At 76.3% G+C, this 20,744-nt stretch carries 4 protein-coding genes; all 4 read left to right on the top strand.

The genetic code is table 11. The features are described 5' to 3' along the window. Positions 1-738: 738 nt before the first annotated feature. Positions 739-1,710, top strand: coding sequence for an ACP S-malonyltransferase (locus tag KM933_RS07230; protein WP_221349347.1), 972 nt, complete (start codon positions 739-741; stop codon positions 1,708-1,710). A gap of 1 nt (position 1,711) precedes the next feature. Continuing rightward, on the top strand, positions 1,712-2,818 hold the full coding sequence (locus tag KM933_RS07225) for an arylcarboxylate reductase (RefSeq protein ID WP_221349345.1): 1,107 nt from the start codon (positions 1,712-1,714) through the stop codon (positions 2,816-2,818). Between the two features lie 134 nt (positions 2,819-2,952). After that, positions 2,953-17,076 (top strand): type I polyketide synthase, encoded by a 14,124-nt coding sequence (locus KM933_RS07220; protein ID WP_221349343.1) that lies wholly within the window; start codon positions 2,953-2,955, stop codon positions 17,074-17,076. Positions 17,077-17,094: 18 nt separating this feature from the next. After that, on the top strand, positions 17,095-20,744 hold a 3,650-nt coding region (locus tag KM933_RS07215), incomplete at its 3' end, for a type I polyketide synthase (protein ID WP_221349341.1).

The following is a 20,744-nucleotide window of genomic DNA, read 5'->3' as shown; positions in this document are numbered from 1 at the left end:
GGTGACGCGGAGGTTGCACACCCCTGGACGGGAAGTTCCGCCCCGTCACCGGCACGCCGTTCGATCCGGTCCCCGGCGGTGCCACTGGGCTGTGAACGCGTCAACTCCGCGAGGCGCCGGAGGCGACCGGAAGCGCTCCCCGGTCCGGGGGCGCGCCCGTGCGGGGCATCTTCGGAACGACCGGCCACGGCTTTGCGCCACCTCCGGCGGACCGGGCGCGCGGAAGCGCGCCGGGCGGCGGCTCCGTCGCCTGCGCACGGCGATCACATGCGGCACTCGCCGGAGCTGTTCCTGACCCCGGACGGAGGCCGGGAGGATGACATGGAGGTCATTGTTCCGGGCGTGGGCGAACGCGTGCCCGAGCGTGCGAAGTGATTGACCGCCAGGGTGCGCGGGCTGTTCCGGGCTGGCTCATTTCTTCTTTTCCGCCGTGGACGGACGGCCTGTGCGGGCATGGCTGGATCGGTGAGGTGCCCTCCTGTCACCACCGTCCCGGTGTTAGGCTCGCCGAAGTCAATTCCCGTACTTCTCGACGTCTGCATGCCGTCGCCCGCCGGCTCGACCCTCATTGATTAATTACTTGGTGCCTGCGGGCGCGAGCCGGGTCCCGGTCGCTGTGATGTCGGTTCTCGTGAAGCTCTTTTGTCAAAGCGCGGGAGATCCTCGCCGGTGATTCCCCATCGGCGCCGCGTCCGTTCTCTGCGGAAAGAACCTCACTGAAGTGTGACAGGAGTGGGCATGTCCCTGGGGTACTTGTTCGGCGGTGGCGTCGGCACCGAACCGCACGGGATCGAACTGTACGAGGCGTCACCGCTCGTACGGCGGCTCTATGAGGAGATAGCCGGGTGGACCGGTCTGACGGCCGAGCAGATCCTGCGCGGAGAACTGCCCGAGGGGCGGGAGCGACGGCAGAGCGCGGGCACGGTACGCGAGGCGGCGCTCGCCGTCGCCGTGCACGACCTCCTGGCGGAGGCGGGCCTGCGCCCGGACGTGGTCGGCGGACTGAGCCTGGGCGCGATGACCGCCGGCTGCCTGGCCGGCGCCCTGGACCGCCGGGAGCTGTTCACGATGCTGGCCCGGGCGGCCGACGCCCCGGACCCGCCGCCCGGGGCCGTCGACGAGGGCATGGCCCTCGCCTTCGTGCGGGCCGGGGACGAGCAGTCCCCACCGCCCTGGCAGGACCTCCCGGACGTCCACCTCGCCGGTGACTTCGGCCCCGTCGCGGACGGCTCGCAGCGCATCGTCATGCTCGCCGGCCACCGCACCGCGATCGAGCACCTGGCCGCCGGGGCCGAACCCGGCGCGATCGTGCCGCTGCCCGGCCGGACCATCGCCGTGCACTCCCCGCTGCGCAGGCCCTTCCGCGACTTCATGGCGCCCTGGGTGGCGAAGATCCCGTTCACCGCGCCCCGTATCACCCTGCTTTCCTGTCTGGAGCGCGCCGAACTGAGAACGGCGGACGAAGTGCGCGACATGTTCGAGCGGAACCCCACCGATCCGATCAGCCTCGTCGACATCTACGAGGGCATGCTGAGCCGCGATGTGCGACTCGGTCTCGTCATGGGGCCCGCGATTCCCGAGGGAATTCTCGCTTTCCCGTTCCCCGTCGTTCACGTGGAGACCCCCGAGCACATAGAACTCGCCGTCAGTACCGCCTACGACCTCGGAATCGAATTGTCCGAGGCCGGCTCCGGAATCCGGGAACGCTGACATGCGACGAGCCGGGCACGCAGAAGAGCCTGAGGAGGACCATGCGATCTCCCCCGACGTGCTCGTCGCGAAGTGGCTCGACATCGACATCGACGAATGGACCCGCAAAGTCGTGCGGCGCACCTTCGACGCCGATGACGGAAGCCCGTACTGGCTGGGCCGCCGCGAGCAGCTCGACTTCGACCCGTACGACATCACCCGCCATGAAGAACTCACGGCATTCGGCCCGTTCCCGCTCGACGACCTGCGCGGTGTGGACCCGATGGACCTGGTGCCACGTGCCCTGCGCCGGCCGCTCGCCGGCCGCGTCTGGGACACCGGCGGCACCACGGGTACGCCCTGCCGCGTCTTCTACACCCCCGCCATGCTCCGCCACCGTGCCGTCTGGCGCCACTGGTCCTTCGTCCACGAGGGGTTCGCACCCGGCCGCAGCTGGCTCCAGGCGACACCGAGCGGACCGCACCTCATCGGGCACGGCGCCTGGGAGGTCGCCGAGCTGCACGCGGGTCTGGTGTACGCCGTCGACATGGACTCCCGCTGGGTCAAGCGCCTCATCCGTGAAGGCCGCCCGGCCGACGTCGAGCGTTACACCAGCCACCTCCTGGACCAGATCGACGACGTCCTCGACCGATCCGGCATCGACTACCTCAACACCACCCCCGCCCTCTTCGCGGCGCTGTGCAGACGCTCGCCCGAGCGCGTCGCCGCCCTCGCCGGGGCACGCCTGAGCGGCACCCAGATCAACACGGCGATGCACCGTGACTTCCTTATCGCCCTCGACGGTGGCATCTGCGGCATCAGTTACGGCAACACCTTCGGGAACGCCGCCTTCCTCGGCGTACCGGAGAGCGGCGGTCCCATCGCGTACATGCCGAACTATCCGCAGGTCACCATGGCCGTGGTGCGCAAGGACGACTGGCGCTCGACCGTCGCACCCGGTGCGAACGGCCGGGTCCGCCTCACCGTTCTGCACGACGACCTCTTCCTGCCCAACATCCTCGAACGCGACCAGGCGGCACGCCACACCGACGCCGGGTGGCCCTGCGACGGCGTGGCCGACGTCCGTCCGCTCCAGATCGTCGGCACCGCCCCCGAGGGCCTGTACTGACGAACCCCCGCTCCGAGACCCACCCGCACCGACGCGGACCCCGGCCCCCGGCCCGCTCTCCCCACCGGGGCGTCCGCACTCGGCGCCCCGCGGCCGCTGTCCCGTAGTCCCCGTGCGTGCTGAGGAGCCATGGCGTGAACCTGTCCGACCCCCCTGCCGGGACCCCCTTCCTGTGGACGCTGTCCGGCGACAGCAGGGGCGCCCTCGCGGCGCGGGCGCGACGGCTGCGCGACCACCTGCGCACCCTGTCCGGGTGGAGCCCGGCGGACGTCGGGCTCGCCCTCGCGCACACCACGGCCGGCCGGGGACGACGCGCCGCCCTCGTGGCCCGGGGACGCGAGGAGTTCCTGGAGCGCCTCGACGCGCTCGGCCGCGGGCGCGGCGCCCCCGGTCTCGCCGAGGGACCCGGTGGGCCCGGCACCGCAGTCGCCTTCGTCTTCCCGGGGCAGGGTTCCCAATGGCCCGGCATGGCCGCCGGACTCCTCACGTCCGCACCCGGGTTCCGCCGGCGCGTGGACGCCTGCGCGCAGGCCCTCGAACCCTTCGTCGACTGGTCCCTCATGGACCTGCTGTGCGCCGCCGACGGCGCGCCCGCCCCGGAGCGCCCCGACGTCGTGCAGCCCGCCCTGTTCGCCGTCGGTATCGGTCTGGCCGGCCTCTGGAGCGACCACGGAGTGGAGCCGTCCGCGGTCCTGGGCCACAGCTGCGGCGAGATCTCCGCCGCGGCGGTCGGCGGCGCGCTCTCCCTCGACGACGGCGCCCGGGTCGTCGCCCTGTGGAGCCAGGCACAGGCCACCCTGTCCGGGCGCGGGGAGATGGTCTCCGTCATGGCTTCCGCCGCCGACGTGACAGCCCGGCTGGAGGACTACGACGGACGGTTGGGGATCGCCGCCGTCAACGGGCCGGACTCGGTGATCGTGTCGGGCGACACCGCCGCGGCCACGGAGTTCGCCGCCCGGCTCACCGCCGAGGGCGTCCACGCACGCCGCATCGCCGTCGGACTCGCCGCGCACTCCCCGCACATCGACGCCATCGTGCCGCGCCTCCACGCGGACCTGGCCACCGTCCGTCCGCTGCCCGCCGCCCTCCCGTACTACTCCGGGCTCACCGGCGGCCGGCTCCCGGAACCGGTCCTGGACGCGGACTACTGGGCCCGCAACCTGCGCGGCACGGTCCGCTTCCACGAAGCCACCGCGGCCCTGCTGCGGGACGGCCACCGCACCCTCCTGGAGATCAGCCCGCACCCGGTCCTCACCACCGCCCTCCAGGCGACCGCCGCCGAACAGGACGTCACCGCCCGTGCCGGCGCGACGCTGCGCCGCGGCCACGGCGGTCGCGCGCAGTTCCTCAGCGCGCTGGGCGAGGCGTACGTGCACGGCGTGACCCCGGACCGCACGGCCGTCTTCGCGGGGTTCGACGCCCGCCCCGCCGAACTGCCCGCCGGCCTGTGGGAGGCGGACGACGACGCGGACACGGCGGACCCCGCAGCCGCCCTCCGCGAGGAGCTGGCCCGCCTCACCGCCGCCGGACGGCGCGAGCGGCTGCTGCGCGTCCTGGGCCAGGAGATCTCCGCGGTGCTCGGCGACCCGGGGCCCGTCGACGCAGACACCCCCTTCACGGATCTCGGCCTCGACTCCGTGACGGCGGTGGAACTGCGCAACCGCGTCGCCGCGGTCACCGGCGCCACGGTGCTGCCCGTGACGGCCGTCTTCGACCACCCGACGCCGGCGGAGCTCGCCGAGGCCCTCGGACGCGAACTGCCGGCCGGTCCGCCCCCGGAGGATCCGCGAACGGACCGGAAGGGCGTCGCGGGACACGGCACGGCGGCCGTGGCCGCGGCCGCGGACGACGACCCGGTGGCGATCGTCGCGATGGGCTGCCGGTACCCCGGCGGCGCCGACAGCCCGGAGCGCCTGTGGCGGCTGCTGTCGGACGGCACGGACGCCGTGACACCGTTCCCCGGCAACCGCGGCTGGAGCACCGAGGGGGCCTGCGCCCCCGAGGACACAGCGCCGGGCCGCCACTACCAGCGAGAGGCCGGCTTCCTGCTCGAGGCCGACCGCTTCGACGCCGATTTCTTCGGCATCTCGCCCCGCGAGGCACTCGCCATGGACCCGCAGCAGCGCCTCCTCCTGGAAACGTCCTGGGAGACCTTCGAACGCGCCGGGATCGACCCGCACACCCTGCGCGGCAGCCGCACCGGGGTCTACGTCGGCGCGATGACCATGGACTACGGTCCCCGCCTGCACGAGGCGACGGACGGCAACGGCCACCTCCTCACCGGCAACACCGGCAGCGTCGCCTCCGGGCGCATCGCCTACGCCTTCGGCCTCGAAGGCGCCGCCGTGACCGTGGACACGGCCTGTTCCTCGTCGCTCGTGGCCCTGCACCTCGCGGTACAGGCACTGCGCCGCGGCGAGTGCGACCTCGCGCTCGCCGGTGGCGCGACGGTGATGCCGACCCCGGGCATGTTCGTGGAGTTCAGCAGCCAGGGCGGCCTGGCCGCCGACGGCCGTTGCAAGGCGTTCTCCGCGCGGGCCGACGGGTTCGGCCTGGCCGAGGGCGTGGGCGTCCTGCTCCTGGAGCGGCTGTCGGACGCCCGCCGGGGCGGCCGCCCGGTACTGGCGGTGGTGCGGGGCAGCGCCGTCAACCAGGACGGAGCGAGCAACGGCCTGACCGCGCCGAACGGGCCCAGCCAGCAGCGGGTGATCCGCGCGGCACTCGCCGACGCGGGACTGTCGGCGAAGGACGTGGACGCGGTCGAGGCCCACGGCACCGGGACCACGCTGGGGGACCCCATCGAGGCGCAGGCGCTGCTCGCCACGTACGGCAGGGAACGCCCGGAGGGACGGCCGCTGTGGCTCGGCTCCCTCAAGTCCAACATCGGCCACACCCAGGCCGCCGCCGGTGTCGGCGGCGTGCTGAAGATGGTCCTGGCGATGCGGCACGGACTGCTGCCCCGGTCCCTGCACATCACCGAACCGACGCCGTACGTCGACTGGGGCGCGGGCGACGTGCGCCTGCTCACCGAACCCACGCCCTGGCCGCCGGGCGAGGGGCCCCGGCGGGCCGGGATCTCCGGGTTCGGGATCAGCGGGACGAACGCGCACGTGATCGTGGAGCAGGTTCCGCAGACGGCCGCCCCCGCGGCCGCCGACGCGCGCACGCCGCTGCCGTGGGTGCTGTCCGCCAGGTCCGCGGACGCGCTGCGGGAGCAGGCGGCGCGCCTCGCGGAAGCGTGCGGCACGGATGCGCGCGCCGGTGACGTGGGCCTGTCGCTCGCGGCGACCCGCGCGCTGCACGAGTACCGGGCGGTGGTGGTGGGGGACCGCCGGGAACTCCTGGCGGGCGTACGGGCGGTGGCGGCGGGCGAGCCGTCCCCGTTCGTGGTGGAGGGCCGGGCGGCGAAAACCGGCGGGACGGTGTTCGTGTTCCCCGGGCAGGGGACGCAGTGGCTCGGGATGGCGCGTGAACTCCTGGCCGAATCGGCGTGTTTCGCCGCCTCGATGGAGGAGTGCCGGGCCGCGCTGGCCCCGTTCGTGGAGTGGTCGCTGCCGGACGTGCTGCGTTCGGGCGAAGGGCTGGGCCGGGTGGACGTGGTGCAGCCGGTGCTGTGGGCGGTGATGGTGTCACTGGCCCGGCTGTGGCGTGCGTTCGGCGTGGTGCCGGACGCGGTGATCGGTCACTCGCAGGGGGAGATCGCCGCGGCGGTGGTCGCCGGAGGGCTGTCCCTGGAGGAGGGGGCGAAGGTGGTCGCCCTGCGCAGCCGGGCGGTCGTCCGGCTCGCCGGACACGGCGGGATGGCATCACTGGCGCTGGACGCGGCGGCGGCCGGGGAACGGCTGTCCGGCTGGGCCGGACGGCTGTCGGTGGCCGCGGTCAACGGCCCCTCGGCCGTGGTGGTGTCCGGCGACACCGACGCCCTCGGCGAACTGCTCGCGGCCTGCGCCGCGGACGGCGTGCGGGCCCGGCGGATCGACGTGGACTACGCGTCCCACTCGGCCCACGTGGAACGCATCGAGGACGAGGTGCTGGAGGCGCTGGGGACGATCGGAGCGGCCCCCGGACAGGTACCGCTGCTGTCCACGGTGACGGGGGAGTGGCTGGACACCTCGGAGATGGACGCCGGGTACTGGTACCGGAACCTGCGGGGCACCGTCGCCCTCGAACCCGCCGTACGCACCCTCGCGCACCAGGGCTTCGGCACGTACATCGAGGTCGGCCCGCATCCCGTGCTGACCATGGCGATCGAGGAGACCCTGGAGGCGACCGGCACGGCGGGCGTGGTCCTCGGCACGCTGCGCCGCGACGAGGGCGGCCTGCGGCGCATGCTCCTGGCCGCCGGCCGGGCGCACGCGCAGGGCGTCGCCGTCGACTGGTCCACCGTCTTCGACGGCACCGGCGCCACCCGGATCGAGCTGCCCACCTACCCCTTCCGGCGCGAGCGGTTCTGGCTGTCCTCCGGCCCGCGTACGACGCCGGCGGCCGGCGGGCCCGGGGAGGCGGACGGGCTGTGGGAGGAACTCGCGACAGCGCAACCGGCGCCTCTGGCCCGGACGCTGGGGGTGACACCGCAGGCCCTGGACGAGGTGCTGCCCGCGCTGGCGGCCTGGCGGGCCGGCCGGACGCGGGAGCGGCGCGCCGACTCCTGGCGGTACCGCGTGGGCTGGCGGCCGCTGGAGCTGCGCCCCGCCCCGGCGCCGCCCGGGCACTGGCTCGCGGTGTGCCCCGGGGAGAAGGCCGCCGCCGACGTCGTGCGCGGGCTGGAGGCGATCGGCCTCGAACTCACCGTCGTGACCGCCCAAGGGCCCGGGCAGGACCGCGCCGCACTGGCCGCCGCGCTCACCGCGGCCGCCGGACGGCGACCCGTCGCCGGAGTCCTCTCCCTGCTGGCGGACGAACGGCGCACGCATCCCGGGCACACCGGACTGCCCGGCGCGCTCGCGCTCACCCTCGCACTCGTCCAGGCGCTCGGTGACGCCGCGATCGACGCGCCGCTGTGGTGCGTGACACGCGGCACGGCCGTGGTCGAAGCCGGTGAGCGGCCGGGGGCGTACGCCCACGCGGCCGTCGCGGGCCTCGGCCGCTGCGCCGCGCTGGAACACCCCGGCCGCTGGGGCGGGACGGCCGACCTGCCCGACGAACCGGACGAGCGGACGCTGCGGCGGCTGTGCGCCGTGCTGACGTCCGTGACCGACGAGGACCAGGTCGCGGTGAGGGCGACCGGTGTCCACGGACGGCGGCTGCTGCCCGCGCCCGCGCCCGCCGGCCCACCCGTCCCGGACGGGGCGTTCGGGCACGGCACGGTCCTCGTCACCGGCGGCACCGGAGGCGTCGGTTCCCATGTGGCGCGGTGGCTGGCCGCGCGCGGCGCCGGGCATCTGCTCCTCGTCGGCCGGCGCGGACCGCGGGCGCCGGGCGCGGACGCGCTGCGGGCCGAGCTGGAGGAGTCGGGTGCGGCCGTGACCGTGGCGGCGTGCGACGTCGCCGACCCGCAGCAGGTGACGGAACTGCTCGGGACGCTGCCGCGGGACCGTCCGCTGACGGCCGTCGTGCACGCGGCGGGCGTCCTCGACGACGGCGTCCTCGACGGCCTCACCCCCGCACGGCTCGCCGCGTCGCTCCGGGCCAAGGTGACCGCCGCCGACGTACTGCACCGGGCGACCGCGCACCTCGATCTCTCGGCGTTCGTCGTCTTCACCTCCGTCATGGGCGTCGTGGGCAACGCGGGACAGGCCAACTACGCGGCGGCCAACGCCGCGTCGGAGTCCCTCGTCGCCTCCCGGCGGGCCGACGGGCTGCCCGGCACCGCCCTCGCCTGGGGCGCCTGGGGTGCCGGTGAGGGCATGCTCGCCGACGGGGTCGCGGACCGGCTGCGCGAGCGCGGCCTGTTCCCCATGGACCCCGCGGCCGCCGTCACCGCCCTCGGGCGTGCCCTCGCCGAGGACGACGCGCTGGTCGTCGTCGCCGACGCGGACTGGCGGCGGTTCGCCGGCACGGCGGGACCGCACGCCGCCACCCTGCTCTCCGAACTGACCGGCCGCAACGACGACGGCGGTGACGGCGACCGCGGCAGCCACGGCCGGGACCGGACCGGCGGCCGGGACCGGACCGACGCGCCCGAGGGGACGCTCCGCGAGCGGCTCGCCGCCGTGCCCGCCGCCGAACGGGCCCGGTTCGTCACCGACCTCGTACGCACGCACGCGGCGGCCGTCCTCGGGCACCGCACTCCCGACGCCGTGCGTCCCGAACGGGCCTTCACGGACATGGGGTTCGACTCGCTGACGGCGGTCGAACTGCGCAACCGGCTGTCCGCCGCCACCGGCGTACGGCTGTCCGCCACCGTGCTCTTCGACCGACCCGCGCCGGCCGCCCTCGCCGGCCACCTCCTGGACGAACTCGGCGGGCCCGGCACGTCCGGCGCACAGGGCGGCCCCGCCGGCGCCCGGACCCCGGCCGGCAGGTCCGCCGCCCCGGCCGCCCCGGCCGCCCACGACGACGAGCCCATCGCCGTCGTGGGCATGGGCTGCCGGTTCCCCGGCGGCGTACGACGCCCCGCCGAGCTGTGGAGGCTGCTCGCGGAGGGCCGGGACGCGGTCACGGACTGGCCCTCGGACCGGGGGTGGGACACGGCCGGACTCCACGACCCGGACCCGGACCGGCCCGGCACCACCTACTGCACGCAGGGCGCGTTCCTGACGGACGCCGCCGATTTCGACGCCGCCTTCTTCGGGATCTCGCCGCGCGAGGCGCTCGCCATGGACCCGCAGCAGCGGCTCCTCCTGGAGACCTCCTGGGAGGCCGCGGAGAACGCCGGACAGGATCCGGCCGCACTGCGCGGCCGGCGGGTCGGGGTGTTCGTCGGCACCAACGGCCAGGACTACACGGGTGTCGCCGGCGCCGACCCCGGGGTGTCCGAAGGGCACCTCCTCACCGGCAACACGGCGAGCGTGATGTCCGGCCGCATCTCCTACGTCCTGGGACTCCAGGGCCCCGCCCTCACCGTGGACACGGCCTGCTCCTCGTCGCTGGTCGCCGTGCACCTCGCCACCCAGGCGCTGCGGCGCGGCGACTGCGACCAGGCGTTCGCGGGTGGCGTCACGGTGATGAGCACCCCCCGCCTGTTCGTCGAGTTCAGCCGCCAGCGCGGCCTGGCCCGCGACGGACGGTGCAAGGCGTTCGGCGCGGGCGCGGACGGCACCGCCTGGGGCGAGGGCGCCGGGGTGCTGCTCCTGGAGCGGCTGGGCGACGCCCGCCGGGACGGCCACCGGGTGCTTGCCGTGATCCGGGGCTCGGCCGTCAACCAGGACGGCGCGAGCAACGGCCTGACCGCCCCGAGCGGGCCCGCCCAGCAGGCCGTCGTCCGCGCCGCCCTCGCCGACGCGGGCCTGCGCCCCCACCAGATCGACGCCGTGGAGGCGCACGGCACCGGCACCGTGCTCGGCGACCCCATCGAGGTCCAGGCGCTCCAGGCCGTGCACGCGGGGCGTCCCGCCGGCAGGCCGCTGTGGCTCGGCTCGGTCAAGTCCAACATCGGGCACACCCAGGCCGCCGCCGGAGTCGCCGGGCTCATCAAGACGGTGCTCGCCCTCGGTGCCGGGGAACTGCCCGGCACGCTGCACGCCGACCCGCCGAACCCGCACATCGACTGGTCCGCCGGTGACGTACGGCTGCTCACCGGGCCGGCACCCTGGCCGGAGACGGGCGAGCCGCGGCGGGCCGGGGTCTCCTCGTTCGGCATCAGCGGCACCAACGCCCACGTCGTCGTGGAACAGGCACCGCCCCCCGAGGGACCCACCGCCGGGGCACCGGCGGTGGACGGAGCACCCGGCACAGCGGTCGCCGTGCCCCTGCTGCTGTCCGCCCGCACCCCGGGCGCCCTGCGCGCGCAGGGCGCCCGGCTGCGTACGTATCTCGGCGAACGTCCCATCCGGGACCTCGCGGACGTGGCCCACGCCCTCGCCACCCGGCGCGCCCTGCTCGACCACCGCGCCGCCGTCCTCGACCACGACCCCGAGGCGGTCCTCGCCGCCCTGGACGCCCTGGCCGACGGAGCCTCCTCGGGGCGGCTCGTCACCGGCCACGCGGGCGCGCCCGGCCGCACGGCCTTCCTCTTCCCCGGCCAGGGCAGCCAGCGGCCGGGCACGGGTGCCGGGCTGTACCGCACCGAACCCGTCTTCGCCGACGCGCTCGACGACGTCCTCACCCACCTGGCACCGCATCTCCCCCCGGACCCCGGACTGCCGCTGCGCGACGTCATGTTCGCCGCCCCCGGCACCCGGGAGGCCGCGCTCCTGGACCGCACCGGCTGCACCCAGCCCGCGCTGTTCGCCCTCCAGGTGGCGCTGTTCCGGCTGCTGGAGCACTGGGGCGTACGGCCCGACGCCCTGCTCGGGCACTCCGTCGGCGAGCTCGCCGCCGCCCACGTGGCCGGGGTGCTCGACCTGCCGGACGCCTGCGCGCTGGTCGCCGCGCGCGGCCGGCTGATGGACGCGCTGCCCGGCGGCGGCGCCATGGCGGCCGTGGAGGCCGGCGAGGAGGAGGTACGGGCGCTGCTCGCGGACGCCGGCGCCGACGCGGACGGCGTCTCGGTCGCCGCCGTCAACGGACCGCGCTCCACCGTCCTGTCCGGTGACCGCACGCCCGTCCTGCGCCTCGCCGGGGTCTTCCGCGCGCGGGGCCGCCGCACCAAGGAGCTGGCCGTCAGCCACGCCTTCCACTCGGTACGCACGGAGGCGATGCTCGACGCGTTCGGTTCCGTGGCACGCCGGATGACGTACGCGCCGCCACGCATCCCCGTCGTCTCCAACCTCACCGGCGAGCGCGCCACCGCCGGCGAGCTGTGCGACCCCGGGTACTGGGTGCGGCACGTCCGCTCCACCGTCCGCTTCCTCGACGGCGCCCGCACCCTGCTCGCGGAGTCCACCACCAGCTGCCTCGAACTCGGCCCGGCCGGCGTCCTGTCCGGCCTGGTCGAGGAGTGCCGCGCCGCCGGGGACGACTGCCGCGCCGTACCACTGCTGCGCGAGGGGCGCCCCGAGGCCGAGTCGCTGGCCGGGGCCCTCGCCGCCCTGCACGTACGGGGGGTGCCCGTCGACTGGACCGCGGGCACCCCCGCCCGCACGCCCCCGCCCGACCTGCCCACCTATCCGTTCCAGCACCGCAGGTACTGGCCCGCACCGCGCCCGGCCGACGCGGCCGGGGCCGCGGACGCGTGGACCTACCGCGTCACCTGGCGCGCCCTGCCCGACCCGGGCCACGCCCGGCTGTCCGGCACCTGGCTGCTCGTCGTGCCCGCGGCGGCCGCCGGCGCGCCGCTCGCCGAGGCGTGCCGGACCGCGCTCACCGAGCACGGCGCCGACGTGTCCGTCCTCACCGTCCCCGACGGCACCGACCGGTCCGGGCTCGCCGCCCGGGTACCGCCCGGCCCGGTCGGCGTACTGTCGCTGCTCGCCCCCCGCACCGGTCCCGAGAGCACCCTCCAGCTCGTCCAGGCACTCGGCGACGCGGGCGCCGACGCCCCGTTGTGGTGCGTCACCACCGGTGCCGTCGCCGTGGACGGCCGCGGACCCGACCGGCCCGAACAGGCCCAGGTGTGGGGTCTCGGCAGGGTCGCCGCACTCGAACACCCGCAGCGCTGGGGCGGTCTCGTGGACCTGCCCGACCAGCCCGACAACGCCGCCCTGCGGCGCCTGTGCGCCCTGCTGGCCGGAGCCGTGCGCACCCGCGACGGCGGTTGCGCCGAGGACCAGGTGGCCGTCCGCGCGGACGGCCTGCACGGCCGCCGCCTGGTCAGGGGGCCCGCTGCCGGCGACCGCCGCACGCCGGGGCGCGGCGGACCCGCGTGGACCGTACGCGGCACCGTCCTCGTCACCGGCGGCACCGGCGGTCTCGGCGCGCACGTGGCCCGCCGTCTCGCCCGGGACGGCGCCGGCCACCTCGTCCTGACGAGCCGCCGCGGGCCGCGGGCCCCCGGCGCCGCCGAACTCGTCCGGGAACTCACCGCGGCGGGCACCCGCACCACCGTCGTGGCCTGCGACGTCGCCGACCGGCCGGCGCTCACGGACCTCCTTGCCCGTCTCGCGGCCGACGGCGACACCGTACGGGCCGTCTTCCACGCGGCCGGTGTCACCTCCGGCACCCGGATCGCGGACTGCACGCCCGCCCTGTTCACCGAGGAGACCGCGGCCAAGGTGCGCGGAACCGCACACCTCGACGCCCTGCTCGGCGAGGACCTGGACGCCTTCGTGCTCTTCTCGTCGGTCTCCGCCGTCTGGGGCAGCGCGGGACAGGCCGCCTACGCGGCCGCCAACGCCGCCCTCGAAGCCACCGCGCGACGACGGCGCGCACAGGGGCGCCCCGCGACCTGCGTGGCCTGGGGGCCGTGGGCCGGGCCCGGCATGGCCGAAGGGGAGACCGGCACGGCGCTGCGCCGCCTCGGCCTGGTCCCGATGGCGCCCGATACGGCGCTCGGCGTGCTGTGGCGGGCCCTGGAGCACGACGACAGCGCCGTCGCGGTCGCGGACATGGACTGGCCGCGCTTCGCCCCGGCCTTCCGCTCCGGACGGGAGAGCGCGCTGTTCAGCGACCTTCCCGAAGCGGCACCCGAACCGGCGCGCGACACGGGGTCCGACGCCGCGGCCCGCTGGCGCGAGCGGCTCGCCGCCCTGCCCGACGCCGAGCGGCACCGTGTGCTCACCGAGTTCGTGCGCACCGAGGCGGCCGCCGTCCTGGGCCACGGCGCGGCGCGGGCCGTCGACGCCGGGCGGTCCTTCCACGACCTCGGATTCGACTCGCTCACCGCCGTCGAACTGCGCAACCGCCTCGCCGCCGCCACCGGCCTCACCCTGCCCGCCGGCACCGTCTTCGACCACCCCACGGCCACCGAGCTCGGCGAGCGCCTGCGCATCGCACTGAACGGCGCCGACCCCGCGCCGCGGGACGCGCCGAACACGACCACCGCCACGACCGCCGCCGATGAGCCGCTGGCCGTCATCGGCATGGCCTGCCGCTTCCCGGGAGGGGTGCGCGGCCCCGAGGACCTGTGGGACCTCGTCGCGGGCGAGCGGGACGCGATCGGCCCGCTGCCCGACGACCGCGGCTGGCCGCTCGACGCCCTCTACGACCCCGACCCGGCGTGCGAGGGGACCCTCTGCACGAGCGGCGGCGGGTTCCTCGACGGCGCGGGCGACTTCGACGCCGCCTTCTTCGGGATCTCGCCGCGCGAGGCGCTCGCCATGGACCCGCAGCAGCGGCTCCTCCTGGAGACCTCCTGGGAGGCCCTCGAACGCGCGGGCCTCGACCCCGGATCGCTGCGCGGCAGCCAGGGCGGCGTCTATCTGGGCGTCGCCGGGCAGGGCTACGGCACCGGACCGCGGGACCCGGCGGCCGACGTGGAGGGCCACCTGCTGAGCGGCACGGTCACGAGCGTCGCCTCCGGACGCGTCGCCTACACCCTCGGCACCGAGGGGCCCGCCGTCACCGTCGAGACCGCCTGCTCCTCCTCCCTGGTCGCCCTGCACCTGGCCGGGCAGGCGCTGCGTGCGGGGGAGTGCTCCTTCGCGCTGGTCGGCGGCGCCGCCGTCATGGCGTCCCCCGACCCCTTCGTGGAGTTCAGCAGGCAGCGCGGACTCTCGCCCGACGGCCGGTGCCGGTCCTTCGCGGACGGCGCCGACGGCACCGGCTGGGGCGAGGGCGTCGGCGTCGTGGTGGTCGAACGGCTCTCGGAGGCCCGCCGGCGGGGTCACCGGGTCCTCGCCGTCGTCCGGGGCTCCGCCGTCAACCAGGACGGCGCCAGCAACGGCCTCACCGCGCCGAGCGGGCCCGCGCAGGAGCGCGTCCTGCGCCGGGCACTGGCCACCGCCGGGCTGACCGGCGCCGACGTCGACCTCGTCGAGGCGCACGGCACCGGCACCCGCCTCGGGGACCCCATCGAGGCACAGGCCCTGCTCGCCGTCTACGGCCGGGACCGGCCCGCGGAACGGCCGCTGTGGCTCGGCTCGCTGAAGTCCAACATCGGCCACACCCAGGCCGCCGCCGGCATCGCGGGCCTCATCAAGACGGTCCTGGCGCTGCGCCACCGCCTGCTGCCCCGCACCCTCCACGTCGACACGCCCTCCACCGGGGTGGACTGGTCCCAGGGCGCGGTACGGCTGCTGACCGAGGCCCGCCCGTGGGAGGGGACCGGCCGGCCGCGCCGCGCCGGGGTCTCCTCGTTCGGCATGAGCGGCACCAACGCGCACGTGGTGCTCGAACAGGCCCCGGACGACGACCCGGCGGCCGCCCCGCGCCCCGCCTCCACCGCACCGGAGCCGGTGGCCGGCGACGCCGTGGCCCTTCCGCTGTCCGCCGCCTCCGCGCCGGCCCTGCGCGCCCAGGCCCGCCGCCTGCGCGCACACGCCGACGCGGAGCCCGGACTGCCCCTCGCGGATCTCGCCCACGCGCTCGCCACCACCCGCACCGCCTTCCGCCACCGCGCCGCGGTGACCGGCCGCACCCGGCAGGAGATCCTCGGCGCGCTGACGGCCCTGGGGGACGGGGCCCCCGGACCCGGCGCCGTCACGGGGCGCGCGGGCGAGGCACGTACCGTGTTCGTCTTCCCCGGGCAGGGGTCGCAGTGGCCGGGCATGGGACGTGAACTCCTGCGCACCTCCACGGTGTTCGCCGCACACGTCGCGGAGTGTGCCGAGGCTCTCGCCCCGTACACGGACTGGTCGTTGCCGGACGTGGTGCGTGGGTCGGCGGGTGTGCCTTCGCCGGAGCGGGTGGACGTGGTGCAGCCGGTGCTGTGGGCGGTGATGGTGTCGCTGGCGCAGGTGTGGCGGTCGTACGGGGTCGAGCCCGCTGCGGTGGTGGGGCATTCGCAGGGGGAGATCGCGGCGGCGTGTGTGGCCGGGGCGCTGTCCCTGGAGGACGCCGCCCGTGTCGTCGCCCTGCGCAGCAGGGCACTGGTGGCGCTGACCGGCCGCGGCGGCATGGTCTCCCTGGCCGCGCCCGAGGAGCGCGTACGGGAACTGCTGCTGCCGTACGACGGGCGGATCGGTGTGGCCGCGGTCAACGGCCCGCAGGCCGTCGTCGTCGCGGGCGGGTCCGCCGCACTGGAGAGACTGCTCGCCGACTGCGCACGCGCGGCCGTACGGGCCCGCCGGGTCCCCGTGGACTACGCCGCCCACTCCGCCCAGGTCACCGACGTGGGCGACACGCTGCGCAGCGCCCTCGCCGCGGTACGGCCCCGGACGCCGCGGGTGCCGCTGTACTCCACCGTGTCCGGCGATCCCGTCGACGGCGCCGTCCTGGACGCGGCCTACTGGTACCGCAACCTGCGCGAACCGGTCGCGTTCGCGCGCGCCACCGAGAACCTGCTCGCCGCCGGGCACGACCTGTTCGTGGAGGTGAGCCCGCACCCGGTGCTGACCGCCGCGGTCGCCGGGACCGCCGAACGGGCGCGGCGGCCCGTCGCCGCGGTCGGCACCGTACGCCGCGACGACGGCGGCGCCGACCGCCTCCTCGCCTCGCTCGCCGAGGCGTGGACGTACGGCGCCCCCGTGGACTGGGCCGCCGTGCTGCCCCCGCCCACGCGTGCGCACGTCCCCCTGCCCACCTACGCCTTCCAGCACGAGCGCTACTGGCTGCCCACCCCGGGCCGGTCCGCCGTCGCCGCGACGGCGGCCGGCACCGCCCCGGAGTCCCCGGCCGGACCGCTCGGGCCGCCCGCGGCGGACCCCGCGGCCGGACTCGCCGCACGGCTCGCCCCGCTGGACGGGACCGACCGCCGCCGCACCCTCCTCGGTCTGGTCGTCGCGCACACCGCCGCCCTGCTCGGACACTCCGAGGCCGCGTCCGTCGAACCCGGACGGCCCTTCGTCGAGGCGGGGCTGGACTCGATGCTCGCCGTGGCGCTCAGGAACAGGCTCGGTGAGGCGACCGGGCTCCCGCTGTCGTCCACCGCGGTCTTCGACCACCCCACACCCGCCCGGCTCGCCGCCCACCTCGACGAACGGCTGGGCGCGCCACCCGGACCGGAGCGGCCCGTCCTCGCCCAGCTGGACCGCCTCGCCGACGCGCTGGCCGGCGCGGACACGGACACCTCCGAAGCCGGCGAGATCGGTACCCGGCTGCGGGACCTGCTGCGCGCCTGGAACAGCCGCCGGACGCGCGAGGGCGGCGACGGGGCGGCGGCCACCGGCACGACCACGGACACGACCACCGCCACGGCCGACGAACTCTTCGAACTGCTCGACAACAACTACGGCGCCTGAGGGAGAAGCGGGACACCCATGCCGGACAACGACAAGCTCCTCGAATACCTCAGGCGCGCCACGGCGGACCTGGGGGACGCCAGGCGGCGCCTGCGCGAGGCGGAGGACGCCCGTCACGAGCCCGTCGCGATCGTCGCCATGAGCTGCCGCTACCCCGGTGGCGCCGACACCCCCGAGCGGCTGTGGGACCTCGTCGACAGCGGCACCGACGCCATCACCGAGTGGCCCGTCGGCCGGGGCTGGGACACCGAGGCGCTCTACCACCCGGACCCCGGCCACCCCGGCACCTCCGCCACGCGCCACGGGGGTTTCCTGCACGACGCCGCCGACTTCGACCCGGGCTTCTTCGGGATCTCGCCGCGCGAGGCGCTGGCCATGGACCCGCAGCAGCGCCTCGTCCTGGAGACCGCCTGGGAGGCCGTCGAGCGCGCGGCCGTCGATCCGGCCGCGCTGCGCTCCACCCGGACCGGCGTGTTCATCGGCGCGATGCGCAATGACTACGGCAGCACCTCGCGCGGCGTCCCCGAACTGCAGGGACTCCTCGACACCGGTACGGCCGCCAGCGTCGTCCCGGGCCGCGTCGCCTACACCCTGGGCCTGGAGGGCCCCGCGATCAGTGTCGACACCGCCTGCTCGTCGTCCCTGGTGGCCCTGCACCTCGCGGTCCGTTCGCTGCGCTCCGGCGAGTGCGCCCTCGCCCTCGCGGGCGGCGTCGCGGTGATGGCCACGCCGGACGCGTTCGTCGCTTTCAGCCGTCAGCGGGCCCTGTCCGCGGACGGACGCTGCAAGGCGTTCGCGGCCTCCGCCGACGGCACCGGCTGGTCCGAGGGCGCCGGTGTCGTCGTCCTGGAGCGCCTCGCCGACGCCCGCCGCAACGGCCATCCGGTCCTCGCCGTCGTCCGGGGCTCCGCCGTCAACCAGGACGGCGCCAGCAACGGGCTGACCGCGCCCAGCGGCCCCGCCCAGGAACGCGTCATCGCCGACGCCCTCGCCGACGCCCGGCTGACGGCCGGGGACGTGGACGCCGTCGAGGCGCACGGCACCGGCACCCGCCTCGGCGACCCCATCGAGGCGCAGGCCCTGCTCGCCGCGTACGGGCGGGGGCGCGACGCCGGACGGCCGCTGTGGATCGGCTCGCTGAAGTCGAACATCGGCCACACCTCCGGTGCGGCCGGCGTCGGCGGCGTCATCAAGATGGTGATGGCGCTGCGCCACGGCCGGCTGCCCCGCACCCTGCACGTCGACGAGCCGACCCCGTTCGTCGACTGGTCGCAGGGCGCCGTCCGCGTCCTGACCGAGTCCCGCCCCTGGCCGCGGGCAGGACGGCCGCGCCGGGCGGGAGTGTCCGCCTTCGGCGTGAGCGGCACCAACGCCCACCTCGTCATCGAAGAGGACATCGGGCAGGACGCAGCACAGGACACCGCGCAGGGCGCCGGGAAGGGCGCCGGGAAGGACGCTGCACAGGGCGCCGGCAAGGACATCGGGCAGGACGCAACACAGGGCACCGCGGAGGCGGCCGCCGTGCCGGGGCCCGTGCCCGCCGCGGGCCCGCTGCCGTGGGTGCTCTCCGCCCGGCAGGAGGACGCCCTGCGCGCCCAGGCCGCGCGCCTCCTCACGCACGTCGGGTCCGGCCGGGCCGGGGCCGCCGACGGCGCCGTCGGCCGGGCCCTCGCGACCACCCGCTCCGCCTTCGAGCACCGCGCCGCCGTCGTGGCGCGGGACCGGGCCGGGTTCGTCGAAGGGCTGACCGCGCTCGCCGCGGGCACCCCGTCCCCGCGTGTCGTACGGGGGACCACCGGGCCCGTCGGCAGGACCGTGTTCGTCTTCCCCGGGCAGGGCTCGCAGTGGCCGGGGATGGCGGTCGGCCTCCTCGACGCGGAGCCGGCGTTCGCGGACCGGATGGCCGCGTGCGAACGGGCCCTCTCGCCGCATGTGGACTGGTCCCTGGAGCAGGTGCTGCGCGGCGCCCGGGGCGCGCCGTCCCTGGAGCGCGTGGACGTCGTGCAGCCCGCGCTGTTCGCGGTGATGGTGTCGCTGGCGCACCTGTGGCGCTCGTACGGCATCGAACCGGACGCGGTGGTCGGGCACTCCCAGGGCGAGATCGCCGCCGCGTGCGTGGCGGGCGCGCTGTCCCTGGACGACGCGGCCAAGGTCGTCGCGCTGCGCAGCCGGGCGCTGGGGGACCTCGCCGGACAGGGCGCGATGGCGTCCGTGCCGCTGTCCGCCGCCGACCTCGGCCCGTACCTGGAACCATGGGAGGGGCGGCTGTCCGTCGCGGCGGTCAACGGGCCCGCGACCACGGTGCTCTCGGGGGACCCGGAGGCCGTCCGGGGCGTCGTCGACGCCCTCGTCGCGCGGGACGTACGGGCCCGGGTCCTGCCCGTCGACTACGCCTCGCACTCCGCGCACGTCGAGGGGATCGAGGAGCGGCTGCACAGCGCGCTGTCCGGCCTCGTCCCCGTCGCCGCCGACGTGCCCTTCTGCTCCACCGTCGACGCCGGCCCGCTGCCCGACACGACGGTCCTCGACTCCCGTTACTGGTACCGCAACCTGCGGCGGACCGTACGCTTCGACGAAGCCGTCCGCGGCCTGCTCGACCAGGGCTACGGCTTCTTCGTCGAGGTCAGCCCCCACCCGGTGCTGACGACGGGCGTGGAGCAGACCGCCGAGTCCGCGGGCCCGGAGCGGCCCGCCGTGCTCGGCACGCTCCGCCGCGGGGAGGGCGGCCCCGACCGCTTCCTGCTCGCCCTCGGCGAGGCCCACACCCGCGGTCTGTCCCCGGACTGGTCGCGCGTGTTCGACGGCCACGAGGACGGCCACCAGGCAACGGCCGAACTGCCCACCTACGCCTTCCAACGACGTCCGTACTGGCTGGAGTCGGCACCCGCACCGTCCGCCCCGGACACGGCGGGCGTGCGCACCGATCCGGTGGAGGACCGCTTCTGGGAGGCCGTCCGCACCGGCGACCTGCCCGAACTGACCGCCACCCTGGGGGTCGGGCCCGGGGAGCCGCTCAGCGCCGTCCTGCCCGCGCTCGCCGACTGGCGGCAGCGGCGCGCCGAGCGCGCCACCGTCGAGTCCTGGCGCTACCGGCCCGCCTGGCACCCCCTTCCCGAACCCGCCGCCGCCCGCCTGTCCGGCACCTGGCTCGTCCTGTCGCCCGCCCCCCTCGCCGAGGACGCGCGGACCCTCGCCTGCGTGCGGGCCCTGGAGGACGCCGGGGCCACCGCGGTCACCGCCGTCCTCGACGAGCCCGACACCGCACGGAGCCGGCTCGCCGCCCGGCTCACCGACGCCCTGGCGGGCACCGTGCCCACGGGCGTCCTGTCGCTTCTCGCCACCGACGAACGATCCCACTCGCGCCGGCCGGCGGCGCCCGTCGGCACCGCCCTCAACCTCGCCCTGGTGCAGGCGCTCGGTGACGCCGGCATCGAGGCGCCGCTGTGGTGGGTCACGCGCGGCGCCGTCGCCGTCGGCCCCGCCGACCCGGCCGTGCGCCCCGCCCAGCACATGAGCTGGGGCCTGGGCCGGTGTGCCGCCCTGGAACACCCGCGCCGCTGGGGCGGCCTCGTGGACCTGCCACCGCAGCCGGACGCACGGGCCGCGGCCCGGCTGTGCGCGGTGCTCGCCGCGCCCGGCGCCGAGGACCAGCTCGCCGTACGGGGCGC

The organism is Streptomyces beigongshangae (genome assembly GCF_019710745.1).
GTDB classification, from domain to species: Bacteria; Actinomycetota; Actinomycetes; order Streptomycetales; family Streptomycetaceae; genus Streptomyces; species Streptomyces beigongshangae.
The sequence above is the reverse complement of the archived record's forward strand: the minus strand, read 5'-3'. Positions and strand labels throughout refer to the sequence as shown.